The organism is Streptomyces sp. Q2 (assembly GCF_056820935.1).
In genome coordinates this window covers 70018-89633 of sequence record NZ_JBXEJE010000006.1, presented here as the reverse complement: position 1 = coordinate 89633, position 19616 = coordinate 70018, and the positions used below count along the sequence as shown (strand labels likewise).

The 19616-nt window shown below is 69.7% G+C and carries 19 protein-coding genes and 1 pseudogene; 9 read left to right on the top strand and 11 right to left on the bottom strand.

The genetic code is table 11. The annotated features are described in order from the left end of the window. Window positions 1–28 precede the first annotated feature (28 nt). The 4 genes from ACWBNA_RS08605 (at window position 29) to ACWBNA_RS08590 (ending at window position 4764) form a co-directional block, all read left to right on the top strand. Window positions 29–817, top strand: a complete 789-nt coding sequence (locus ACWBNA_RS08605; RefSeq protein ID WP_482703635.1) for an N-acetyltransferase — start codon at window positions 29–31, stop codon at window positions 815–817. A 419-nt stretch (window positions 818–1236) separates the two neighbouring features. Next, window positions 1237–1947, top strand: coding sequence for a ThuA domain-containing protein (locus tag ACWBNA_RS08600; RefSeq protein WP_482703634.1), 711 nt, complete (start codon window positions 1237–1239; stop codon window positions 1945–1947). Continuing rightward, on the top strand, window positions 1917–3035 hold the full coding sequence (locus tag ACWBNA_RS08595; protein ID WP_482703633.1) for a Gfo/Idh/MocA family protein: 1119 nt from the start codon (window positions 1917–1919) through the stop codon (window positions 3033–3035). The genes ACWBNA_RS08600 and ACWBNA_RS08595 overlap by 31 nt, the downstream gene beginning before the upstream one ends. A 199-nt stretch (window positions 3036–3234) precedes the next feature. Further along, window positions 3235–4764 carry an APC family permease gene (locus tag ACWBNA_RS08590; protein ID WP_482703632.1) on the top strand — a complete coding sequence of 510 codons (1530 nt, stop codon included), beginning with the start codon at window positions 3235–3237 and terminating at the stop codon, window positions 4762–4764. An 87-nt stretch (window positions 4765–4851) separates the two neighbouring features. Here the strand turns inward: ACWBNA_RS08590 and ACWBNA_RS08585 are convergent, their stop codons facing one another. The 4 genes from ACWBNA_RS08585 to ACWBNA_RS08570 form a co-directional block, all read right to left on the bottom strand. Then, the gene (locus ACWBNA_RS08585) at window positions 4852–6312 is read right to left on the bottom strand and encodes a GH1 family beta-glucosidase (protein WP_482703631.1); all 1461 of its coding nucleotides are present in this window, start codon (window positions 6310–6312) and stop codon (window positions 4852–4854) included. Between the two features lie 91 nt (window positions 6313–6403). Next, window positions 6404–7345, bottom strand: coding sequence for a carbohydrate ABC transporter permease (locus ACWBNA_RS08580; protein WP_482703630.1), 942 nt, complete (start codon window positions 7343–7345; stop codon window positions 6404–6406). 13 nt (window positions 7346–7358) lie between these two features. Then, window positions 7359–8354 (bottom strand): carbohydrate ABC transporter permease, encoded by a 996-nt coding sequence (locus ACWBNA_RS08575; protein ID WP_482703628.1) that lies wholly within the window; start codon window positions 8352–8354, stop codon window positions 7359–7361. 110 nt (window positions 8355–8464) lie between these two features. Beyond that, window positions 8465–9775 carry an extracellular solute-binding protein gene (locus ACWBNA_RS08570; protein ID WP_482703627.1) on the bottom strand — a complete coding sequence of 437 codons (1311 nt, stop codon included), beginning with the start codon at window positions 9773–9775 and terminating at the stop codon, window positions 8465–8467. Between the two features lie 285 nt (window positions 9776–10060). Between ACWBNA_RS08570 and ACWBNA_RS08565 the strand changes: the two genes are divergently transcribed. Beyond that, a complete protein-coding gene (locus tag ACWBNA_RS08565) occupies window positions 10061–11077 on the top strand; it encodes a LacI family DNA-binding transcriptional regulator (protein ID WP_482703626.1) in 1017 nt (338 codons plus the stop codon). Between the two features lie 90 nt (window positions 11078–11167). Here ACWBNA_RS08565 and ACWBNA_RS08560 read toward each other — a convergent pair whose 3' ends face one another. Then, a complete protein-coding gene (locus ACWBNA_RS08560; protein WP_482703762.1) occupies window positions 11168–11707 on the bottom strand; it encodes an HAD domain-containing protein in 540 nt (179 codons plus the stop codon). 284 nt (window positions 11708–11991) lie between these two features. Here ACWBNA_RS08560 and ACWBNA_RS08555 point away from each other — a divergent pair. Further along, window positions 11992–12673: pseudogene (locus ACWBNA_RS08555) on the top strand (HAD-IA family hydrolase). A gap of 156 nt (window positions 12674–12829) precedes the next feature. Here ACWBNA_RS08555 and ACWBNA_RS08550 read toward each other — a convergent pair. Further along, on the bottom strand, window positions 12830–13975 hold the full coding sequence (locus tag ACWBNA_RS08550; protein WP_482703761.1) for an RNA polymerase sigma factor: 1146 nt from the start codon (window positions 13973–13975) through the stop codon (window positions 12830–12832). A gap of 17 nt (window positions 13976–13992) precedes the next feature. Further along, a complete protein-coding gene (locus ACWBNA_RS08545; RefSeq protein ID WP_482703625.1) occupies window positions 13993–14400 on the bottom strand; it encodes a YciI family protein in 408 nt (135 codons plus the stop codon). Between the two features lie 273 nt (window positions 14401–14673). Here ACWBNA_RS08545 and ACWBNA_RS08540 point away from each other — a divergent pair, with 273 nt between their 5' ends. Continuing rightward, complete coding sequence (locus ACWBNA_RS08540) at window positions 14674–15024, top strand: hypothetical protein (protein ID WP_482703624.1); 351 nt, start codon at window positions 14674–14676, stop codon at window positions 15022–15024. A gap of 106 nt (window positions 15025–15130) precedes the next feature. On the opposite strand, the gene ACWBNA_RS08535 is transcribed toward ACWBNA_RS08540, so the two are convergent. From ACWBNA_RS08535 to ACWBNA_RS08520, 4 genes are all read right to left on the bottom strand, one after another. Then, on the bottom strand, window positions 15131–15715 hold the full coding sequence (locus ACWBNA_RS08535) for a DUF488 domain-containing protein (protein WP_482703623.1): 585 nt from the start codon (window positions 15713–15715) through the stop codon (window positions 15131–15133). A 74-nt stretch (window positions 15716–15789) separates the two neighbouring features. After that, entirely contained in the window at window positions 15790–16341 is a 552-nt protein-coding gene (gene folE / locus ACWBNA_RS08530) for a GTP cyclohydrolase I FolE (protein ID WP_482703760.1), read from the bottom strand. A gap of 106 nt (window positions 16342–16447) precedes the next feature. Beyond that, a complete protein-coding gene (locus ACWBNA_RS08525; RefSeq protein WP_482703622.1) occupies window positions 16448–16870 on the bottom strand; it encodes a hypothetical protein in 423 nt (140 codons plus the stop codon). 61 nt (window positions 16871–16931) lie between these two features. Then, window positions 16932–17471 (bottom strand): DUF2231 domain-containing protein, encoded by a 540-nt coding sequence (locus ACWBNA_RS08520; protein ID WP_482703621.1) that lies wholly within the window; start codon window positions 17469–17471, stop codon window positions 16932–16934. Between the two features lie 126 nt (window positions 17472–17597). Between ACWBNA_RS08520 and ACWBNA_RS08515 the strand changes: the two genes are divergently transcribed. Beyond that, on the top strand, window positions 17598–18407 hold the full coding sequence (locus tag ACWBNA_RS08515; protein ID WP_482703620.1) for a helix-turn-helix transcriptional regulator: 810 nt from the start codon (window positions 17598–17600) through the stop codon (window positions 18405–18407). Window positions 18408–18442: 35 nt separating this feature from the next. Further along, window positions 18443–19558: a transaldolase gene (gene tal / locus ACWBNA_RS08510; protein ID WP_482703619.1), complete on the top strand. Its 1116-nt coding sequence runs from the start codon at window positions 18443–18445 to the stop codon at window positions 19556–19558. Window positions 19559–19616 lie beyond the last annotated feature (58 nt).

Here is a 19616-nt window from a genome sequence, read left to right as displayed (position 1 = left end):
TGTTGCCGTTGTGGCAGCGTGCACCGCCGTGACAGATACCGACAGCATCCGGATAACGCCACTCGCCGAGCGTCCGTCGTTGATCGCCCGGATCTATGAGATCGCCGACATCTGGCCCGCCTTCACACCCCACGATCCGGTCGCCTCCGCCTTGTTGGGCCGGGTGGCCGAGGACTTCCCGCAGTACTGCGTGGTGGCTACGGACGGCGACCGAGTCGTCGCACGCGGACTCGGCGTGCCCTTCAACGCAAGGATCGACGACCGCGAGGAGATGCCGGACCAAGGCTGGGACCGGGTGCTGGTGTGGGCGTTTCGGGACCAGCACCGCGGGCAACCGCCGACGATCGCCAGTGCACTCGAGATCACGGTGGACACCGAGTACCTCGGCCGCGGCCTGTCCTACCGGATGCTCGCCGCGCTGTGTGAAGCATGCGGCCGCCAAGGCCACGACGTGCTGCTGGCACCGGTCCGCCCAACAGCCAAGCACGTGCATCCTCGCGTTCCCATGGCCGACTACATCCGCCAACGGCGTGACGACGGGCTGCCGACCGACCCGTGGCTGCGGGTGCACGTCAAAGCAGGCGGCACCATCGAGAAGATCGCTCCCACGTCAATGACGGTCAGCGGTTCCCTGGCCCAGTGGCGGCAGTGGACGGGCCTGCCCTTCGACCGGGACGGGGACATCGAGGTACCCGGCGCCCTGGTCCCGGTGCACTGCGACACCACACACGACCACGCCGTCTACGTCGAACCCAACGTATGGATCCGGCACCGCGCGCACCAGACAGCCAAAGGCCTGCCGGCCCTCACAGACTGACGGCACTCATTCTCACCCGAGCAGCTCGACCAACCGAACCCACCGACACAGGCCAGCGAGACCGTCGTCGACCGCGCAGCCGACATCGTCGGCGAGGTCATGCCCCTCAAACGCCTCGCAGAGCAGGGCAGTCGGCCGGGACAGGCCGTTCCCCGGCCGTCGAGAGGATCCGAGGACAGTGGGCAGGGACCTCTCGCTGGCGGCTCCGCCTGCCGTCGGCACCGCCAGCGGGTCTGCACCGGCATCGAGTCGGCACCGCTCGGCCATGAGCGGTGTGGATGACAGCCGAGGTTCGCAGCTGCCCGAGAGCCGAAACTTTCGTGTAGCCGGCAACCCTTTCCCGCGCGGGGGTGACTGACGCATTCTCAAGGCGAGCACCTCCGACCCAGACCGGGGCGACGGCCCCATGAAGGAAGCAGATGACGCGGAAGAACGCCCTGGTGGTCCGAGGCGGATGGGAGGGACACCAGCCGGTCGAGGCCACGGAGCTGTTCCTGCCCTTCCTCGAGAGCAACGGCTTCGACATCCGGATCGAGGAGTCGACCGACGTCTACGCCGACGCCGCCGAGATGGCCGGCACCGATCTCGTCGTGCAGTGCGTCACGATGTCGGAGATCACCACCGAGCAACTGTCGGGACTGAGCGCGGCGGTCGTGGCCGGGACCGGCTTCACCGGCTGGCACGGTGGCATCGCCGACTCGTTCCGCGCCTCCTCCGACTATCTCCACCTGGTGGGGGGCCAGTTCGCGACGCACCCGGGCAAGGAGCCGTGTGAGCGTCAGGGGGACGCGGCGGACAACTTCCTGCCGCACGTCGTCGGCATCACCGAGCTCGGCCGCGAGCACCCCGTCACCGCGGGCATCGAGGACTTCGAGCTGTACACCGAGCAGTACTGGGTGCTCCACGACGACCTCATCGACGTCCTGGCCACCACCACCCATCCCACCCGGCCATGGCAGCCCTGGCACCGGCCGGTCACCTCGCCGGCCGTCTGGACCCGTCGGTGGGGGGCCGGTCGCATCGTGGTGACGACGCCGGGTCACAGCCTCGACGTGCTCGAGGTCCCCCAGGTCCGCGCGATCATCGAGAGGGGCATGCTGTGGGCGACGCGCACCGCATCGGCGTCGTAGGTCTCGGGGTCATCTCCCGCGCCTACCTGGACACGCTGCGCGGCCATCCCGCCGTGCGCGTCACGGCGGTCGCCGACCTCGACGCCTCCCGGTCGGCCGCCGTCGCCGCCGAACTGCCCGGCGTCGAGGCGCTGACGGTCGAGGAGTTGCTGAGCAGCCCGGACGTGGACACGGTGCTCAACCTCACCGTGCCCGCGGCGCACGCCGAGATCGCCCTCGGCGCCATCGGGCACGGCAAGAACGTCTACGGCGAGAAGCCGCTGGCCGCCACCCTCTCGGATGCCCACGGCATCATGGAGGCCGCAGCGAAGGCGGGAGTCGGTGTGGGGTGCGCGCCGGACACCGTCCTGGGCACCGGAATCCAGACGGCGCGGGCGGCGGTGGAGGCGGGGACCATCGGACGCCCGCTGTTCGCCTCGGCCGTGATGGTGACCCCAGGGCACGAACGCTGGCATCCCCACCCCGACTTCTACTACACCGCCGGGGGTGGCCCTTTGCTGGACATGGGGCCGTACTACCTGGCGTCCCTGGTCCACCTGTTGGGTCCGGTGCGTGCCGTGATCGGCGCGTCCAGCCGGCGGCGTGCCGAACGCGTCATCGGTTCCGGCCCGCGCGCGGGCGAGCGGATACCGGTCGAGGTGGACAGCCATGTCTCCGGTGTACTCGAGCACGTGGGCGGGTCCCTGACGACCATCACGACGAGCTTCGACGGCGTGACCACAACGGCGGCGCCGATCGAGGTCCACGGCGAGACGGGGACGCTCACGGTTCCGGATCCCAACCGCTTCGACGGCGACGTACGGCTCTTCGAACTCGGCGACACGCAGTGGCGCACCCTGCCGCCGTCGGCCGGCTACGTCGGCAGCGCACGGGGTATCGGTCTGCTCGACTTCGTCAGCGCCGACGGGCAGCGGGCGCCTCGGGCCAACGGCGACCTCGCCCTGCACGTGCTGGAGGCGATGAGCGCTCTCCTCCGTTCGTCGGCCGAGGGGCGGCGCATCGAGCTGACGACGTCGACGGCGCCGCCCGCGCCCGTTCCGCTGACAGCGGCCGAGGAGTGGAGCGGACGCTCCGCCCCCCGTCCCTGATCGCCGTGCAGGCGAGGGCTGCAATCGGCGTGCGGCGGGCTCGACCACCGGGTTCGCGCCAGCTCGCTTCGCACGGTTGTCGTGGCAACCAGACGGAGAAGTGATGGTCAAGACTTGCACATGAACGCTTGTGGGCCTTTGTGCGGCGGCAGATCATTGGCCGAATCCCGCCCGTTCCACGAGCACGCAGGAGCTCCCGGTGGCCGCTGGCCCAATAACGTCCGAGCATGCCGACGCGCCGACAGCGGCCCGGACGGAGCGGCAGAAGCTGCGCAAGCACTTCGGCCGCTTCGACATCCTCTTCTTCCTCCTGTGCACCATCGTCGGGGTGGACACCATCGGCACGGTGGCCTCCGATGGTGCGGAGGCGTTCACCTGGCTCATCGTGCTGGCCCTCGTGTTCTTCGTGCCCTCCGCGCTGCTGACCGCCGAACTCGGGGCCGCGTTCCCCGACGAGGGCGGCCCCTACATCTGGACCAGCCGCGCCTTCGGGCGTCTCGCCGGTGCCGTCAACAACTTCCTGTACTGGATCACCAATCCGGTGTGGCTCGGCGGCACGCTCTCCGTTTCCGCCGTCACGGCCTACACCACCTTCTTCAACGACGGAAAGGACCTGAGCACCCCGGGGTTCTACGTCTTCACCCTCGTGTTCGTCTGGGTGGGCGTGCTCGCCGCGATCCTCTCCTTCGACGTCGGCAAGTGGATTCCCACCATCGGCGCCTGGAGCCGGTTCGTCCTGCTCGGCCTGTTCACCGTCACCGTCGTGGCGTACGGCGTGAAGCACGGCCTGCACGGATTCGGCGTCGGGGACTTCTCCCCGACCTATGCGGGCTTCGTCCTCCTGGTGCCCGTCCTGATGTTCAACTACGTCGGTTTCGAGCTGCCCAACACCGCCGGCGAGGAGATGACCGACGCCCAGAAGGACGTTCCCTACGCCATCTTCCGCAGTGCCGGCCTCGCCGTTCTGCTGTACGCGCTGCCGATCCTCGGCATCCTCCTCGTCCTGCCGGTCAAGGCCATCACCGGCCTCGGCGGATTCATCGACGCGATCCGGCAGGTCTTCACCGTGTACGGCGGCCACGTCGGCGCCGACGGCACCGCCACGCTCAGCGGCGCGGGCAGCCTGCTCGGGGACCTCGCCGCGATCATGTTCATCCTCACCGTGCTCTCCTCCGGCGTCACCTGGGTCATGGGCTCCGACCGCGCCCTCGCCGTCTCCGGCTACGACGGCGCCGCGCCCCGCTTCCTCGGCGTCATCTCCAGCCGGTTCGGCACCCCGGTACGGGTCAACATCCTCAGCGGGCTGGTCTCCACCCTCGTCCTGGTCCTGGCCCACCAGCTGACCGACGGCAGCGCCGCCAAGCTCTTCGGCGCCGTCCTCGGCCTCGCCATCTCCACCACCCTCATCAGCTACCTGGGCATCTTCCCGGCCCTCGCGGTACTGCGCCGCAAGGCCCCGGACGTCCCGCGCCCCTACAAGGCGCCTTTCCCCCGCACCATCAGCGTGGTCCTCACCCTGCTCGTCCTGTTCGCCAGCGTGCAGCTGGTCGCCCCCGGGCTCGGCGACCACTGGTTCGGCTCCGACTACAGGCCGGACGGCTGGAGTTACGGCGAGCGCTGGCAGTACCTGCTGACGGAGGCCGTCCCGCTCGCCGGGTTCATGCTCCTCGGCGTGCTCTTCTGGGCTCTGGGCAAGCCCACGCGCACGGCATCCGCGGCCGACAAGTAGCGCGTCCCGCAACGCGCATCAGCGCGCACGGCCGACCGGCGAGCCAGGCTCGCCGGTCGGCCGGTCGGCCGTGCGGCTCCCCCTTCGTCACCGGTTCCCGCCCCTCCCCTCCTGCAGGGTGCCGGTGCGGGCCACGTCGGCGTACCACCGCGCGCTGGCCTTCGGGATGCGCTTGCCGGTCGGGTAGTCGACGTAGACGGCACCGAAACGCTTGCTGTAGCCGTAGCCCCACTCGAAGTTGTCCAGCAGGGACCACAGGAAGTAGCCCCGCACGTCGGCGCCGGCCACCATCGCCCGGTGCACGGCCGACAGATGGCCGTGGAGGTAGTCGATGCGTTCGGGGTCGGCCACCTCGCCCTCCGGGTTCACGTAGTCGTCGAACGCGGCCCCGTTCTCGGTGATCACCACAGGCAACGCGGGGAAATCCGCCTTGAGACGCATCAGCAGGTCGTACAGGCCGCTGGGGTCGACAACCCAGCCCATCGCGGTCGTACTGCCCGGCGGCCGGTGGAAGGCGACCTTGTCGGCGCCCGGCCAGGGGCTGTGCTCGCTCGCCCCATGGCCGTCGGAGCCGTGGCTGGCCTCGCCGGTGGCGGCGGAAACGAGTGTGGGTGAGTAGTAGTTGACGCCCAGGAAGTCCAGCGGCTGATGGATCGTGGCGGTGTCGCCGTCCCGTACGAAGGACCAGTCGGTCAGGCTCGCCGTGTCCTGGAAGAGTTCCTGCGGGTACTGGCCCTCCAGCACGGGGCCGGTGAAGATCCGGTTGGCCAGGGTGTCGATCCGGCGGGCCGCTTCGACATCCTCGGCGGACTCGGTCAGCGCGCGGACGTGGTGGATGTTGAGGGTGATGGACGCCTCGGCCCGGGACGGCAGTTCGGCACGCAGCGCCTGAACGGCCTTGCCGTGGGCGAGGTTGAGGTGGTGCGCCGCGCGCAGGGCAGCGACCGGGTCGGTCCGCCCGGGCGCGTGGACGCCCGAGCCGTATCCGAGGAAGGCGCTGCACCAGGGCTCGTTGAGGGTGATCCAGGTCTTCACCCGGTCCCCCAGCGCATGTGCCGCGAGCGACGCGTAGTCGGCGAACCGGTCCGCGGTGGCCCGCTCCGGCCAGCCGCCGGCGTCCTCCAGCTCCTGCGGCAGGTCCCAGTGGTACAGCGTGACGACGGGTTCGATGCCCTTCTCCAACAGCGCGTCGGCCAGAGCGCGATAGAAGTCGAGTCCCCTTTCGACGGCCGGACCACGGCCGGTCGGCTGCACGCGCGGCCACGACAGGGAGAACCGGTAGGCGCTCACGCCGAGGTCCGCCATGATCGCGACGTCCTCGCGCCAGCGGTGGTAGTGGTCGGTGGCGACGTCACCGGTGTCGCCGTTGCGCACCCTGCCGGGCGTGTGCGAGTACGTGTCCCAGATCGAAGGGGTACGTCCGTCCTCGGAGGCGGCGCCCTCGATCTGGTACGCGGCGGTCGCCGTGCCCCAGGTGAATCCCTGGGGGAACCTGAGGACGTTGGCGTTCTCCGGGGCGGGCGCGACACGTCGGGTTACGGTGGTCACGTGGGTCCTTCCAGATGTGCTGCGGGGCGGGAGAGGCGAAGCGGGGTGGCGGGCGCCGAAGGGTCGCGACAACGGGGGGACGGCAGCGGGCTCACCCCTTGACCGCTCCCTGCATGATTCCGCCGACGATCTGACGGCCGAAGACGACGAACATGGCGAGCAGGGGCAGCGTGCCGAGCAGAGCGCCCGCCATGATCAGCGACTGGTCGCGCACGTACCCCGCGCTGAGCTGGGTGAGAGCGACGGGCACCGTCGGGTTGGTCATGTCGAGCACGATGAAGGGCCAGAAGAAGTCGTTCCAGGCGTGCACGAACGTGATCATGAACAGCACGGCCATGGGAGGCCGGGCGATCGGCAGCACGATGCTCCAGAAGATGCGCAGGGAGTGCGCACCGTCCACCCGGCCGGCCTCGACGAGTTCGTCGGGCAGGGCCTCGGACAGGTACTGCCGCATGAAGAACACGCCGACGGCGCTGACGAGCGTGGGGAAGATGACGGCGGGCAGCTTCTGCCCCCAGCCCAGCTCGGTCATCATCATGAACAGCGGTACGACACCGAGTTGGGGCGGCACCATCATGGTGCCGATGACGAGCATCAACAGGATGTTGCGGCCCTTGAAGCGGAGTTTGGCGAAGGCGAAGCCGGCGAGGGTGGCGAACAGCACCGTGGACAGGGCGATCACGCCGGCCACGATCAGGCTGTTGAGCATGGCCTTGCCCAACGCGGCGTCCTGCCAGGCCTTGCCGAGGTTGTCCAGGAGGTGGGGTCCCGGCAGGAACGGCGGAGGTGTCTGGGTGACGCGCGTGTTGTCGGTCGACGCCGCCACCATCGTCCAGTAGAGCGGGAAGAGGGAGAACAGGGCCGCGAGCCCCAGCAGGATGTAGGCGACGGGACCCGCGTGGTGCTGGCGTCCGGCACCCGGGTGCCGGAACAGTCGCCGGGGCCGCCCACCGGACGGCGTGCCGTTCCGGGTCTTCCCCGCGGTCCCGGGGCGTGTGTCCGCCGTCTGGACCGGGATGCTGTCTGTGGTCATGGAAACCTCCCGGTCAGGCCTTGCGCGCGGTGACGCGCTTGACGACTCGTTGGACGACGAACACGAGAATGAGCAACAGGAACATCGCCCAGGCGACCGTGGCGGCACGGCCCATCTGGTAGTTCTTCCAGCCCTCCTCGTACAGCAGCAGTCCCAGCGTCTGGTACTGGTTGTCCGCTCCCCCGGTGATGCCGTTCGGGCCCTGGCCGAAGATCAGGGGCTCACCGAAGAGCTGGGTGGCGCCGATCGTGGACAGGACGATGGTGAACACGATGGTGGAACGGATGCCGGGAACGGTGACCTTCAGGAACTGCTGCCACCGCGAGGCGCCGTCGATGGCCGCGGCCTCGTACCGGTCGCGGGGGATCGCCTGCATCGCCGCGAGGTAGAGCAGGGCGTTGTAGCCGGTCCAGCGCCAGATGACGATCGAGGAAATCGCCGTCTGCGCGGCCCACTTGTTGTTCTCCCAGTCGATGTTGTCGACACCGACCAGGCTCAGCATCCAGTTGATCATGCCGAAGTCGCGTTCGAAGAGCATCGTGAACACCAGGGCCGCGGCGCCCACCGACGTGGCGTACGGCGTCAGCGCGGCGACGCGGAAGAACGTCGAGCCGCGCAGCCGGTAGTTGAGCAGGTGCGCCAGCCCGAGAGCCATGAACAGCTGCGGCACGGTCGACAGGACGCCGATGGTGATCGTGTTGAGCAGCGCGTTCCAGAAGCGTTCGTCGTCCCACAGCGCCGTGTAGTTGTCGAAGCCGACCCACTCCATCAGGTTCAGGGTCGACAGTTCGACGCGGTGCAGGGAGATCCACGAGGTGTAGATGAGCGGGTAGAAGCTGAAGGCGGCGAAGACGACGAAGAACGGGGCGATGAAGGCGTACGGCGCGCCGCGGAGGTCGAGGCGGTGCAGCAGCGTACGGCGCCGCTGACGGTCCCCGCCGGAGCCGGTCCCGGCCGGCAGGGCGGTGGCGGGCGCACCGTTTGGGGGTGTCGAGGTGGAGATGGCCACCGGAAGGCGTCCTTCCTGGAGGATGAGGGGGACGGGCAGGGGGCCCGGCGGCCCACACGGGCCGTGTGGGGCGCCGGGCTGCCGCGGAGGACGGGCAACGGGGCCCGAGGTCAGCCGGCGGCCTTCTCGATGCGCGTCTCAGTGGTCTTCCACGCCTCGTTCGGGCTCTTGTTCTGCGCCTCGATCAAGGTCAGGCCCTGCGAGAAGATGTCCTTGATGGTGCCGTCCTTGCGGCCGAGCACCTGCTCGTCGGGGATCTCCTGAGCCGCGGCGCTGAAGATCTTGCCGATGGGCGCGCCACTGAAGTAGTCCGACTTGGCATCGACCACTTCGGGCAGGGCCAACGCGGTCTGCGACGAGGGGAAGTTGCCGATCTCCTTGAAGAGGTAGGCCTGCTGCTCGGGGGCGGTGAGCCAGGCGACAAGCTCCTGCGCCTCCTTCTTGACAGGGCTCTTCTCCATCACGCCGAGGAACGCTCCGCCCCAGTTGGCGCCCTTGGGCGCCTTGGCGACGTCCCACTTGCCCTTGTTCGTGGGTCCCGCCTTCTCGCTGATGTGCGCGAGCATCCATGCCGGGCAGACGGTGGTGGCGAAGGTGCTGTTGGCCAGGCCGGGGTCCCAACCGGGCTGGAACTGGCGGAGCTTCGCGGTCAGATCGGACGTGGCCGCCTCGGAGGCCAGCTTCCACGCGTCCTTCACGACAGGGTTGGTGCCGTAGATCAGCTCGCCCTCCTTGTCGTAGAACTGCTGGGAGTCGCCGTAGATCATGGCGTTGAACAGCCCGCTGGAGCTGTCCATGAAGGCGACCTTGTCGGCCTTCGACTTCTGCTTGAACCGCTTGCCCGTGGCGACGTACTTCGACCAGTCGCCCTCCCACAGCTTGGCGACCTCGTCGCGGTCGGTGGGCAGGCCGGCCTGCTCGAAGAGGTCCTTGCGGTAACAGACAGCCATCGGGCCGATGTCGGTGCCGAGGCCGATGACCTTCTTGTCCGCGGTGGTGACCTGGCTCTGCTTCCACGGAAGGAAGTGGTCCGTCCCGGCCACACCGGCCAGGTCGACGAACTTGTCCTTCTGCGTGTCGGACAGTTCCTTGGCCCGACCGATCTCTATGCCCTGGATGTCCTTCAGACCGCTGCCGGCGGCCAAGTGGGTCTGCAGGGCGGTGTAGTAGGTCTGCTCGTCGCCCGCGACGTCCGCCTTGATGACGACGTTCGGGTGCTCCTTCATGTACTTGTCGAGCAGACCGGTCTCCTTGAAGCCCATGACGCCGAAGAGCCCCATGGTGATGGTGACCTTGCCGTCCTTCTTCCCGCCACCGGTCCCCCCGTCGCTGCCCCCGCAGCTCACGACCAGACCTAGAGCCGACACAGCCGACACGGCGGCCACGACTCTCGTACGCGACTTCCTTCGGAGCTTGTCCATTTGGTCCTCCTAGCGGCGGCGCTGACGCACCGGAGTTCGCGCCCCACGGTCCGCTCCGTAGGCACGATTTGTCCGGTGGGTACGTTCCCAAACTGCGATGGGAACGTTCCCACTCAGGAGCTCGAAGCCTGGCCGCCGCGAAAGGTGTCTGTCAAGAAGTCGAATCCACTTCGTTGCGGGAGGATTTCCTGCCTTCACGCTCGGACCCTGCGGACGCTCCGCGCCGTCTGACACAATGCGCGCAGGTGAGAGCCGTATGGGCACCGCAGAAGCGAGGGAGGCGTCATGGGTGGCAGGCAACGCCCGACCATCAAGACCGTGGCCGCGCGCGCCGGTGTCGGACGCACCACGGTTTCACGAGTCATCAACGGCTCGGAACTCGTCAGCGAGAAGGCCAGGGCCGCCGTGCTCGCCGCCATCGCCGAGCTGAACTACGTACCGAACTCGGTTGCCCGGGGGCTGGTGACGAGCAGGACGAACTCCGTGGCCCTGGTGATCCCCGAGTCGGCGAGCAGGCTTGGCTCGGAGCCCTACTTCTCCGCGGTCATCCGCGGGGTCAGCACCGCCCTCGCGGAAACCCGCACGCAACTCCAACTGGTGCTCGTACGCGACCAGGCCGAGCGGGACCAACTCACGGAGTCGGTGGCGGAGCGGCGGGTCGACGGCGTACTCCTGGTGTCGGTGCACGAACACGACCCGCTGCCGGGACTCCTGGAGGACATGGGGCTGCCCACCGTTCTCGCCGGGCGCCGCTCCCGCGACGAATCACTCAGTCACGTGCACTCCGACAACGCCGGCGGCGCCGCCGCGGCCGTCGGCCACCTGCTCGCCCGGGGGCGGCGGACCATCGCCACCATCAGCGGACCGCTCGACATGGACGTGGCGCGCAGCAGGCTCCAGGGCTGGCGCGAGACCCTCGAGAAGGCAGGCCACGAGGCCACGGACCGGCTCGTGGCCTCGGCGGACTTCACCGAGGAGGGCGGCGAGGCAGCGATGCGTTCACTCGTTGAACGAGTCCCCGAACTCGACGCCGTGTTCGTCGCCTCGGACGTCATGGCGGCGGGTGCGCTGGTGGAACTGCGCAGGCACGGCAGGCGCGTCCCGGACGACGTGGCCGTGATCGGATTCGACGACACCATCATCGCCCGGCACAGCAATCCGCCGCTCACCACCGTGCGTCAGCCCGTCGAGCAGATCGGCAGCATGATCGCCCACATCCTTCTGGAGGAGATCGGCGATCCCGAGGAACCGCGTCGGCACGTCACGCTTCCCACGGAGCTGGTCGTCCGCGAATCGTCTTGAGCCCATGGAGGGGCGGGCGCCGGCGGGGTCGGACGGGGCGCGTGCCACGACGCGCCTTCGCGCTCACGCCCGGTCAGGCGGGAAGCGGGATCATCTCGTGGGCTCTGTTCGCAGCCACTCCTCGAGAGCGAGGAAATCGGCGTCGGTGAGGCCCCGGGCGGGATCGACGCGATGGAGCAGGGCCTGCCCTTGATGGTGCGCCGAGACCCAGGCCCGATCCGTGTCGGTGATCTCGTCGTCGACCCAGACGAACGAGCGGCCGACTGCCCACCGGACGAGGCCGCGGGTCTTCCAGTGCAGACCGTCGCGCTCGTCCTGGTCGTCCTCGTCGCAGGGCTCGGGCCAGACCACCACGGCCAGCTCGGGCAGGCCGAGCCGCGGTGCGATGCTTTCGTTCGCCTCGGCCATCCACGTCGTGGCCCAGACCAACTCGCACGACAGGGCCGTCAGCCGTGGCCCCAGCCCGGGATTGATCCTGGCCACGAGCGGGTTCGCATCGGCCACCGCTGACGCGGGGTCCGCCTGATACGTCGGATACCCGTACGGATACAGGTCAGGCGCCGCCCCGAACGGAATCAGCGGTCCGTCGACATCAAGGAAGAGGAGCGGACGCTCTGCACAACCGGTCACGGCAGCACGATAGCGGCTTCGAGGGGACAGAAGTCTGCGCAGACCATGCGCGTTCATGACAGCAAAGCCGCCGTGCGGAGGGGTTCGGATCCGGACCGATCTGCCACTTGCCCCCACTTGAGGCGGCCGAATGCGAGACCTGCCATCTGGCCGGCCGGGAGAGTCCGCACATGCGTTGATCTTCCGGGCGGCGGCCAAGGCCGAAGCAGACGGTGCGAGCGACCCCGATGAGTTCCGGGTCGCCTGGCTGGCACACCCGTCATCGCCACACCGGAGATCACGCAATGACTATTCGGCAACCCATCACCTACGACGCGTTCGTCGAACTCGCCGCCGCCGATCCGGCCGTCGTCGGACTTGTCGTCAAGGGGTCGCAGGCCCACGAGGGCATGAGCACAGAGCACTCCGACCACGACCTGTACGTCGTCCTCGCCGATGGCGTGGCAACGCCCATTCACTCGGTTCACGGGGCATCGCACCCCGGACCTCGACCTCGTCGTCCTCACCCTCGACGAGTTCCGCGCCGTCGCCACACCCGGCTTCGAGCAGTACGCCCTCGCCCGCGCCCGGATCGTGCTCGACCGGCTCGACGGAGGCATCGCCCGGATCCTGGCCGGCATGGCAGGGCTCGACGCCGATGAAGCATTCCGCCAAGCGGGCCAGTGGCTCGATGCCTACGCCAACTCCCTCTACCGTGTCGCCCGGCAAGGGCTCGACGACCTCGCCGACACCGTGGTGAACACCTGCCGCGTCGGCGTCATCAAGCCTGATCCCCGCGTGTACCTCCTGGCCGCGGAACGCGTCGGTGCCCCGCTCCACCATTGCCTTTTCATCGACGACACCGCCGCCAAGGTCGTGGCAGCCGGCGAAGTGGGCATGACGGCCCTGCACTACCGGCAGATCGAAGATCTCCGCACAGCCCTGGTGCCCCTCTTCAGCACAGCACCGGAGGCCCGACGCACGTGAGGTGTCGTCGCGCCGCTGAACTTTGGCTTCCCCGCCGGCGACGCGTCGTGCGGATGGTCTCGATCCGGCTGCTCACAGTCCCGGCCACTCACATCGAGGTGACCGCTTCGGCCGCGGGCCGCGCCACGTGCCGCAGGAGGATCCGAGCGAGCCTCGTCAGCTGTACTTCCGGGCGTTGAGCCGGGCGGCCTGGCGCGTCAGGTGGTCGCGCTCGGCGAGGTTGGGGGCCTTGTGGGCCGCCTCGGCGTACAGGCGTGCCGCCGTGGTCAGGTCGCCGTCGCGCTCGTGGAGGTACGCCGCCACCGCGGTGTGGCGGGGCAGGGTGTCGTCCAGCGCCGCCAGGGCCGCCAGGCCGGCGCGTGGTCCGTCCGCCTCGCCGACGGCGACCGCGCGGTTGAGCCGGACGACGGGGCTGTCGGTCAGGCGGGCGAGTTCGTCGTACCACTCGACGATCTGCACCCAGTCGGTCTCCTCGGCGGTGGGCGCGTCGGCGTGGAGTGCCGCGATGGCGGCCTGGGCCTGGAACTCCCCCAGCCGGTCGCGGGCGAGGGCCGCCTGCAGGATCTCGACACCCTCGGCGATCGAGTTGGTGTCCCATCGGCCGCGGTCCTGCTCGGCGAGCGGGACCAGACTGCCGTCGGGTGCGGTCCGCGCGGCGCGCCGGGCGTGGTGGAGGAGCATGAGCGCGAGCAGCCCCGCCACCTCGGGGTGGTCGATGGCGGCAGCGAGTTGCCGGGTGAGCCGGATGGCCTCGGCGGCGAGGTCGACGTCGCCGGAGTAGCCCTCGTTGAAGACCAGGTAGAGGACGCGCAGCACGGTGGCGACGTCGCCGGGCTGGTCGAACCGCACGCCGTTGACGGTGCGCTTGGCGCGGCTGATGCGCTGTGCCATGGTCGCCTCGGGCACCAGGTAGGCCTGGGCGATCTGGCGGGTGGTCAGCCCGCCCACGGCACGCAGGGTGAGGGCGATCGCGGACGACGGCGTCAGCGACGGGTGTGCGCACAGGAAGTAGAGCTGGAGGGTGTCGTCCATGGCGGGCGCGGGCCCGGGCGTCGGCTCCTCGTCGACGCTCTCCTCACGCCGGCGGCGGGCGGTGTCCGCGCGGCTCGCGTCGAGGAACCGGCGCCAGGCCACGGTGACCAGCCAGCCCTTCGCATCGCGCGGCGGATCGGCCGGCCACACGCGGACCGCCTCGACCAGCGCGTCCTGCACGGCGTCCTCGGCCGCCGCGAAGTCGGCTCCGCGGCGGACGAGGATGGCCAGCACGTTCGGCGTGAGGCTCCGGAGCAGGACCTCGTTCATCGATGAGGTCACCGGTGTCACTCCGTGATGGTGGGCGACACGCCGTAGAACGGGCGCAGCTCGAGCCACTCGTGGATCGGCTTGCCGCCCGATCCGGGGGCGGCGGACAGTTCCCCGGCCAGCTCGACGGCGCGCTCGTAGCTGGCGACGTCGATCACCATCCAGCCGGCGATGAGGTCCTTGGTCTCGGCGAACGGGCCGTCGGTGACCGGCGGGCGACCCTCACCGTCGTACCGGACGAACGTCCCCTCGGGGGCGAGCGCCTGAGCGTCGACGAACTCGCCGGTCTGCTCGAGCCGGGCCGCGAAGTCGTTCATGTACCGCACGTGGGCCGAGATCTCCTCCGGCGTCCACTTGTCCATGGGCACGTCGTTGACCGCGGTCGGGGCGCCGCGGTAGTGCTTGAGCAGCAGGTACTTGGCCATCGTGGTTCTCCTCGGTGCTGATGCGGCCCATTCTGGTCGCGTTCACAGCGGGGACGGAGCCAGTCACGGGTTCTCGACATCACTGCCCGAATTTTTTTGGGCCTGGTGGATGAGCCTGCGATCCGCGTCCCGCGCTTGCGGTCTTCTTCCGGACTCTGCGGGTACAGCGGCAGTGCGGTGGCCACTTCGAAGCCGCCCTCCGCCCGGCGACCCGCATCCAGGTCACCGCCGACCGAGTGGGCGCGTTCGCGCATTCCGATGAGGCCGAAGCCGGTGCCCGGCACGGGTGTCGCCGGGGCGTTGGCGACGCCGTCGTCGGTGACCGTGATGTTCAGCCGGTCCTGGGCGTACCCGAGCCGTACGTGGACGGCTGCCGCGTCGGCGTGCGGTGGTGACGGTGACCTTGAGACCGGCGGATTCGACCGCGGCGACCAGATCGGGGAGCCGGGCGAGTCCGGGAGACGGATCCAGAGGCGTGTCGGGGTCGTTCGGCCGGCGCAGCAGGCCGACGGTGGCCTTCAGCTCGCGCAGCGCGGAGGAGGTGGTACCGGCGAGGTGGGCGAGCATCCGGTGCTCTCGCTGAAGATCGGCGTCGCGAGCCGCCCACAAGGCCGGCCCGCATGACCGTTGCTCGCGTGGTGCGTTCGTCCCGCGGGAGCCACCTGCCGGTGCGGACCTCGGGCATGGCGGGTGCACCTGGCCGACGAGCTGGGCACCTGCTGTCGGCTCGTCATCGCGGGGCCGAGCCGACGTCGTCGTACACAAGGAGTCCGTCACCGCGAAGACGCACGCCAGGCGTCGGAGCGTGAGGGATGAGACGTCCGTCGTGCATCAGGTGCTGGACGAACATGCCGCGGGCCAGGACGGCGAAGTCGGCGATGAGGCGTCGGTGGCATCGCCACCACACCGCTTCACTGCACATCACCGCGGTGCGCTGTTCTGCCGCTTGGCGCACGACCTGGTCGATCGCGGCCACGAAGTCGGGACTGCGGGTGTGAGCGGCGTAGCCGCGGAAGGAGGCGTTGCGCCATACCGTGTCGGGCGAGTCCGGCGGCGTTGTGCGGAAGCCGCCCAGGCGCGACTCCCACCGGTAGGCGATGCCCTCTTCGGGCATCCACTGGGCCAGGCGCTGCCGTGACAGGTTCGGGTCGCGGCGGCTGCCCGGAGCGGTCCTGACGTCCACGACGGCGGCAACGCCGGCTTCGCGAAGGAGTCTTGCCAGCGTTCCCCGCTCCGCGGTGCTGTGGCCGAGGGTGATCAGTTCGGGCCGGGGCGTCGGGAACGCGTCTGCGGGATCGGTCCGGTCTTGGTCCATATAGGGAGTGCAGCACCTCCTGGTCCGCGCGGCATCGTCCGATCCCGCCTCGCTCGGCTGTGCCGGTCAGCCGGTCAGCCGGGCAGGCCGGTCAGGGCCAGGAATTCGCTGCGGGAGCGGGCGTCGTCGCGCAGCAGACCGAGGAGCGTGGAGGTCATGGTCGTGGCTCCGGTGGCCTGGACGCCGCGCAGGGTCATGCAGGTGTGCTCGGCCTGGATGACGGCGCCGACGCCTTTGGGCTCCAGGTGGGCCTGGAGCCAGTCGGCGACCTGTTTGGTGAGCCGTTCCTGTACCTGGGGGCGGCAGGCGAAGTGCTCCAGGACCCGGGCGAGCTTGGACAGGCCCAGGATCCGCTGCCCTGGCAGGTAGCCGATGTGGGCGGTTCCGACGAACGGCAGAAGGTGGTGTTCACACACGCTGCGCAGCGGGATGCTGCGGGCGAGGACCAGTTCGTCGTATCCCTCGTCGTTGGGGAACGTGGTCAGGTCGAAGGGACGGGGGCTGAACAGTTCGGCGTAGGCGCGGGCCATACGGCCGGGGGTGCCGCGCAGGCTCTCGGATTCGGTGCCGATGCCCAGGGCCTGGAGGAACTGTGCCGCCGCGAGTTCGGCGGCCGACAGGTCCATCCCTTCCGCGTCGTGGGCCACGCTCAGGGCGGTGGGCGTCGTCGGTATCGGGTCGGGGGCGGTGGCAGCGGCGAGGTGCAGGGCGGAGTGAAGGTGCTGCGTCATGTCATTCACCCATCCCGAGTGCGGTGAGCAGGACCAGGACCAGTGTCACGACGGCGGCGAGTCCGTGTCCCGCGACGACGGGGACGGGGAAGTGGCGTTCGGCCGGCGCCGTCCGGTCGGGACCGGCCGGTGCGGCAGCGCGGTCGCGGTGGGCGGGGATCCAGCGGGCGAGCATCACGAAGCCGAGCAGGGCGACCGGCAGCAGGAGACCGAAGGCGGCCCAGGCCAGAGCGTCCTTGTCGGTGATCACGTAGAGGATCCACACGACGAGTCCGACCGCGGCGAGCGCGAAGTGGCCGAAGACGACCGGGACGGGCAGATGGCTGCTGCCGCCGCGGGCCCCGCCGCGGGAAAGCCAGATGCCGAGCATGTAGAAGCCACCGAGGGCGGTGACCACCCAGGCGAGCAGCGCGGCGATGTCCATGGGGAACTCCCTGAGCAGTAGGGGCTGAGGTGTACGTCGGATGCGCCGAAGGCGCTCCGGGTCAGGGGCGGGCCGAGTGCCGGCGGGAGGGGACGAAACCCTCGGCCTGGGTTGCCTCGTCGGCGACCCGGACGCCGTAGTGGTAGGCGAGCTTGCCGCCCAGGAACCCCGAGACGCCGAGCACGGCCAGCGTCACGGCGTTCAGTGCGAGCTGGCCGGCACCGACGCTTCCGGACGGTCCGCCGTCGGCGTGACGCCACAGGAAGCTGCCTGCGTACGCGGCGGTCACCAGCAGGTTCAGCGTCATGTGGATGAGGCCGATGCGGAAGGCGCCGGTGCCGGCGGGGATGGCGAACAGATCCAGGAAGCCGGCCATCGCGGCCGCCAGCGCCCCGATCACGCCCAGGGCGATGAGCCACATCGCACCGCGGGCGAGGAAGTCCGGATCGTCCACGAGGTGGGAGGCGATGTCGAAGACGAGGCTGCCCACCCATGCTCCGATCGGCACGGTGACCAGGATCGGATGGAACGGGTGCCCGTACGGGCCGGCGAGGGCGGCGCTGACCGGCTGTTTCGCCTGCTGGTGCAGTTCGCTGGGCATGGCATGGTCCTCTCGGAGGGTTTCACCAATCAGTATTGGACTTATTAACCGGAGAGGTCAAGTCACCAGCGGCGGGTTACACAGATGACCGGTTACGTGCACGCAGATTGGCGTTATTGTGGACGCATGACCTCTGACCTGACTCCGGCTTCACCCCAAGGCCCCGCCGCTTCGGGGGTGGAAGCCGTCTCGGTGCTCGCGGACGAGGTGCGCCGCAGGCTGTACGGCTTCATACGGCGCGCCCACCGGCCGGTGACCCGGGAGGAGGCCGCCGCGGATGCCGGGATCTCGGCGAAGCTGGCCGCCTTCCACCTGGACAAACTGGTCGCGGCCGAGCTGCTGACCTCCCGCTACGACAACCCGGGCGGCATCCGCAAAGTCGGCCGCAAGCCCAAGGTCTACGAGCCGGCGGACACCGAGATCCGCATCAGCATCCCCGAGCGCCGCCCCGACGTCCTGGCCGAGATCCTCGTCGACGCGGTCCTCGATCAGCAGGAGGGTGAGGACGCCCAGGTGGCGGCGCTGCGCACGGCCCGCCACCGGGGAGAGGAACTCGGAGCCGCGACCCGCGCCAGCAGCCGTCCCGGCCGTCTGGGACCCGAGCGGGCTCTCACGCTTTCCGAGTCCGTACTGGAGGAGCACGGCTTCGAACCCGACCGGCAGGCTCCGACCGAGGTACGACTGCTGAACTGCCCCTTCCACCCGTTGGCCGCCCGTTCGCCCGAGCTGGTGTGCGGGATCAACCACTCCTTCCTCGGCGGCTTCCTCACCGGGCTGCAGGCATCCGGGGTGGACGCGGTCCTCGCCCCTCACCCGGGACGTTGCTGTGTGGAACTGCGCGCCGCAGCCGGCGGGGCGAGCGGGTCCGGTCCTGCCACCGGGGCGTGTGTGAAGGACGTCGCTGTCCGGCCCGAAGAGGATCCGGACGGCCGGTAGACGGCATCCCGCGAGACGACCCGAGGAGAAAGATCATGAGTGAGAACCTGGACCGGCTGGCCGCCGAAGGCGTGGCGGTCTGGCTCGATGATCTGAGCCGGGAGCGGCTCGCCGGTGGCGGTCTGGCCGACCTGGTGCGGGACCGGCGCGTGGTGGGCATCACCAGCAATCCGACGATCTTCGCCAAGGCGATCCGCTCGGGCTCCCGCTACGACGCGCAGATCGGTGATCTCGCCCGGCGCGGGGTGCGGGTCGAGGAAGCCGTCAGGCTGCTGACGGCGTTCGACGTGCGCTGGGCGTGCGACATCCTGCGTCCGGTGTACGAGGCCAGTGACGGAGTCGACGGACGGGTGTCACTGGAGGTGGACCCGCGCGTCGCCCACGACACGGCGGCGACGATCGCCGAGGCACGGGCGCTGTGGTGGCTGGTGGACCGGCCGAACCTGTTCGTGAAGATCCCCGCCACCGAGAGGAGCCTCGAGGCGATCAGTACCGCGCTCGGGGAAGGCATCAGCGTCAACGTGACGCTGATCTTCTCCCTGGACCGCTACGACCAGGTCCTGCGCGCCTTCCTGCACGGCATGAACCGCGCCCGCGCGGCGGGGCGTGACCTGGCGTCCATCGCGTCGGTGGCGTCCTTCTTCGTCAGCCGGGTGGACACCGAGGTCGACAGCCGGCTGGACAAGCTCGGCACACCCGAGGCGCGGGCCCTGCGCGGGCGGGCCGCGATCGCCAACGCCCGTCTGGCCTACCAGCGCTTCGAGCAGGCCACCGCGTCCCCGGAATGGCAGACGCCGGCCGCGGCCGGAATGCGCCCCCAGCGCCCGCTGTGGGCCTCCACGGGGGTCAAGGACCCCTCCTACGCCGACACCCGCTACGTCGACGAACTGGTGGCGCCCGGGGTGGTCAACACCATGCCGGAGCAGACCCTGCGCTCGGTCGCCGACCACGGCCGCGTCCGAGGCGACACCATCCACGGCACGTACGCGGCATCCCAGCAGGTACTGGACGACCTGGAGGCTGTGGGCGTGTCCTACGACGACGTGGTGCGGGTGCTGGAGAACGAGGGCATAGCCAAGTTCACCGCCTCCGGCAACGAACTGTTCGAGCAACTGCGTTCCGAACTGCACGCCGAGCCCCTCGCCGCCTGACGCTGCCGGCCCCCGACCGGAGCGACCGCGTGCGACGACAGAGGGGACCGGCCCGCCG

What these genes read in the sequence shown, in the direction of transcription:
- ACWBNA_RS08600 (WP_482703634.1), top strand. Translation starts at nt 1,237, where the DNA reads ATGACGCGGAAGAACGCCCTGGTGGTCCGAGGCGGATGGGAGGGACAC.
- ACWBNA_RS08580 (WP_482703630.1), bottom strand. Translation starts at nt 7,345, where the DNA reads ATGACCACAGACAGCATCCCGGTCCAGACGGCGGACACACGCCCCGGG.
- ACWBNA_RS08570 (WP_482703627.1), bottom strand. Translation starts at nt 9,775, where the DNA reads ATGGACAAGCTCCGAAGGAAGTCGCGTACGAGAGTCGTGGCCGCCGTG.
- ACWBNA_RS08565 (WP_482703626.1), top strand. Translation starts at nt 10,061, where the DNA reads ATGGGTGGCAGGCAACGCCCGACCATCAAGACCGTGGCCGCGCGCGCC.
- ACWBNA_RS08550 (WP_482703761.1), bottom strand. Translation starts at nt 13,975, where the DNA reads ATGAACGAGGTCCTGCTCCGGAGCCTCACGCCGAACGTGCTGGCCATC.
- ACWBNA_RS08545 (WP_482703625.1), bottom strand. Translation starts at nt 14,400, where the DNA reads ATGGCCAAGTACCTGCTGCTCAAGCACTACCGCGGCGCCCCGACCGCG.
- ACWBNA_RS08535 (WP_482703623.1), bottom strand. Translation starts at nt 15,715, where the DNA reads ATGGACCAAGACCGGACCGATCCCGCAGACGCGTTCCCGACGCCCCGG.
- folE (WP_482703760.1), bottom strand. Translation starts at nt 16,341, where the DNA reads ATGGACCTGTCGGCCGCCGAACTCGCGGCGGCACAGTTCCTCCAGGCC.
- ACWBNA_RS08525 (WP_482703622.1), bottom strand. Translation starts at nt 16,870, where the DNA reads ATGGACATCGCCGCGCTGCTCGCCTGGGTGGTCACCGCCCTCGGTGGC.
- ACWBNA_RS08520 (WP_482703621.1), bottom strand. Translation starts at nt 17,471, where the DNA reads ATGCCCAGCGAACTGCACCAGCAGGCGAAACAGCCGGTCAGCGCCGCC.
- ACWBNA_RS08515 (WP_482703620.1), top strand. Translation starts at nt 17,598, where the DNA reads ATGACCTCTGACCTGACTCCGGCTTCACCCCAAGGCCCCGCCGCTTCG.
- tal (WP_482703619.1), top strand. Translation starts at nt 18,443, where the DNA reads ATGAGTGAGAACCTGGACCGGCTGGCCGCCGAAGGCGTGGCGGTCTGG.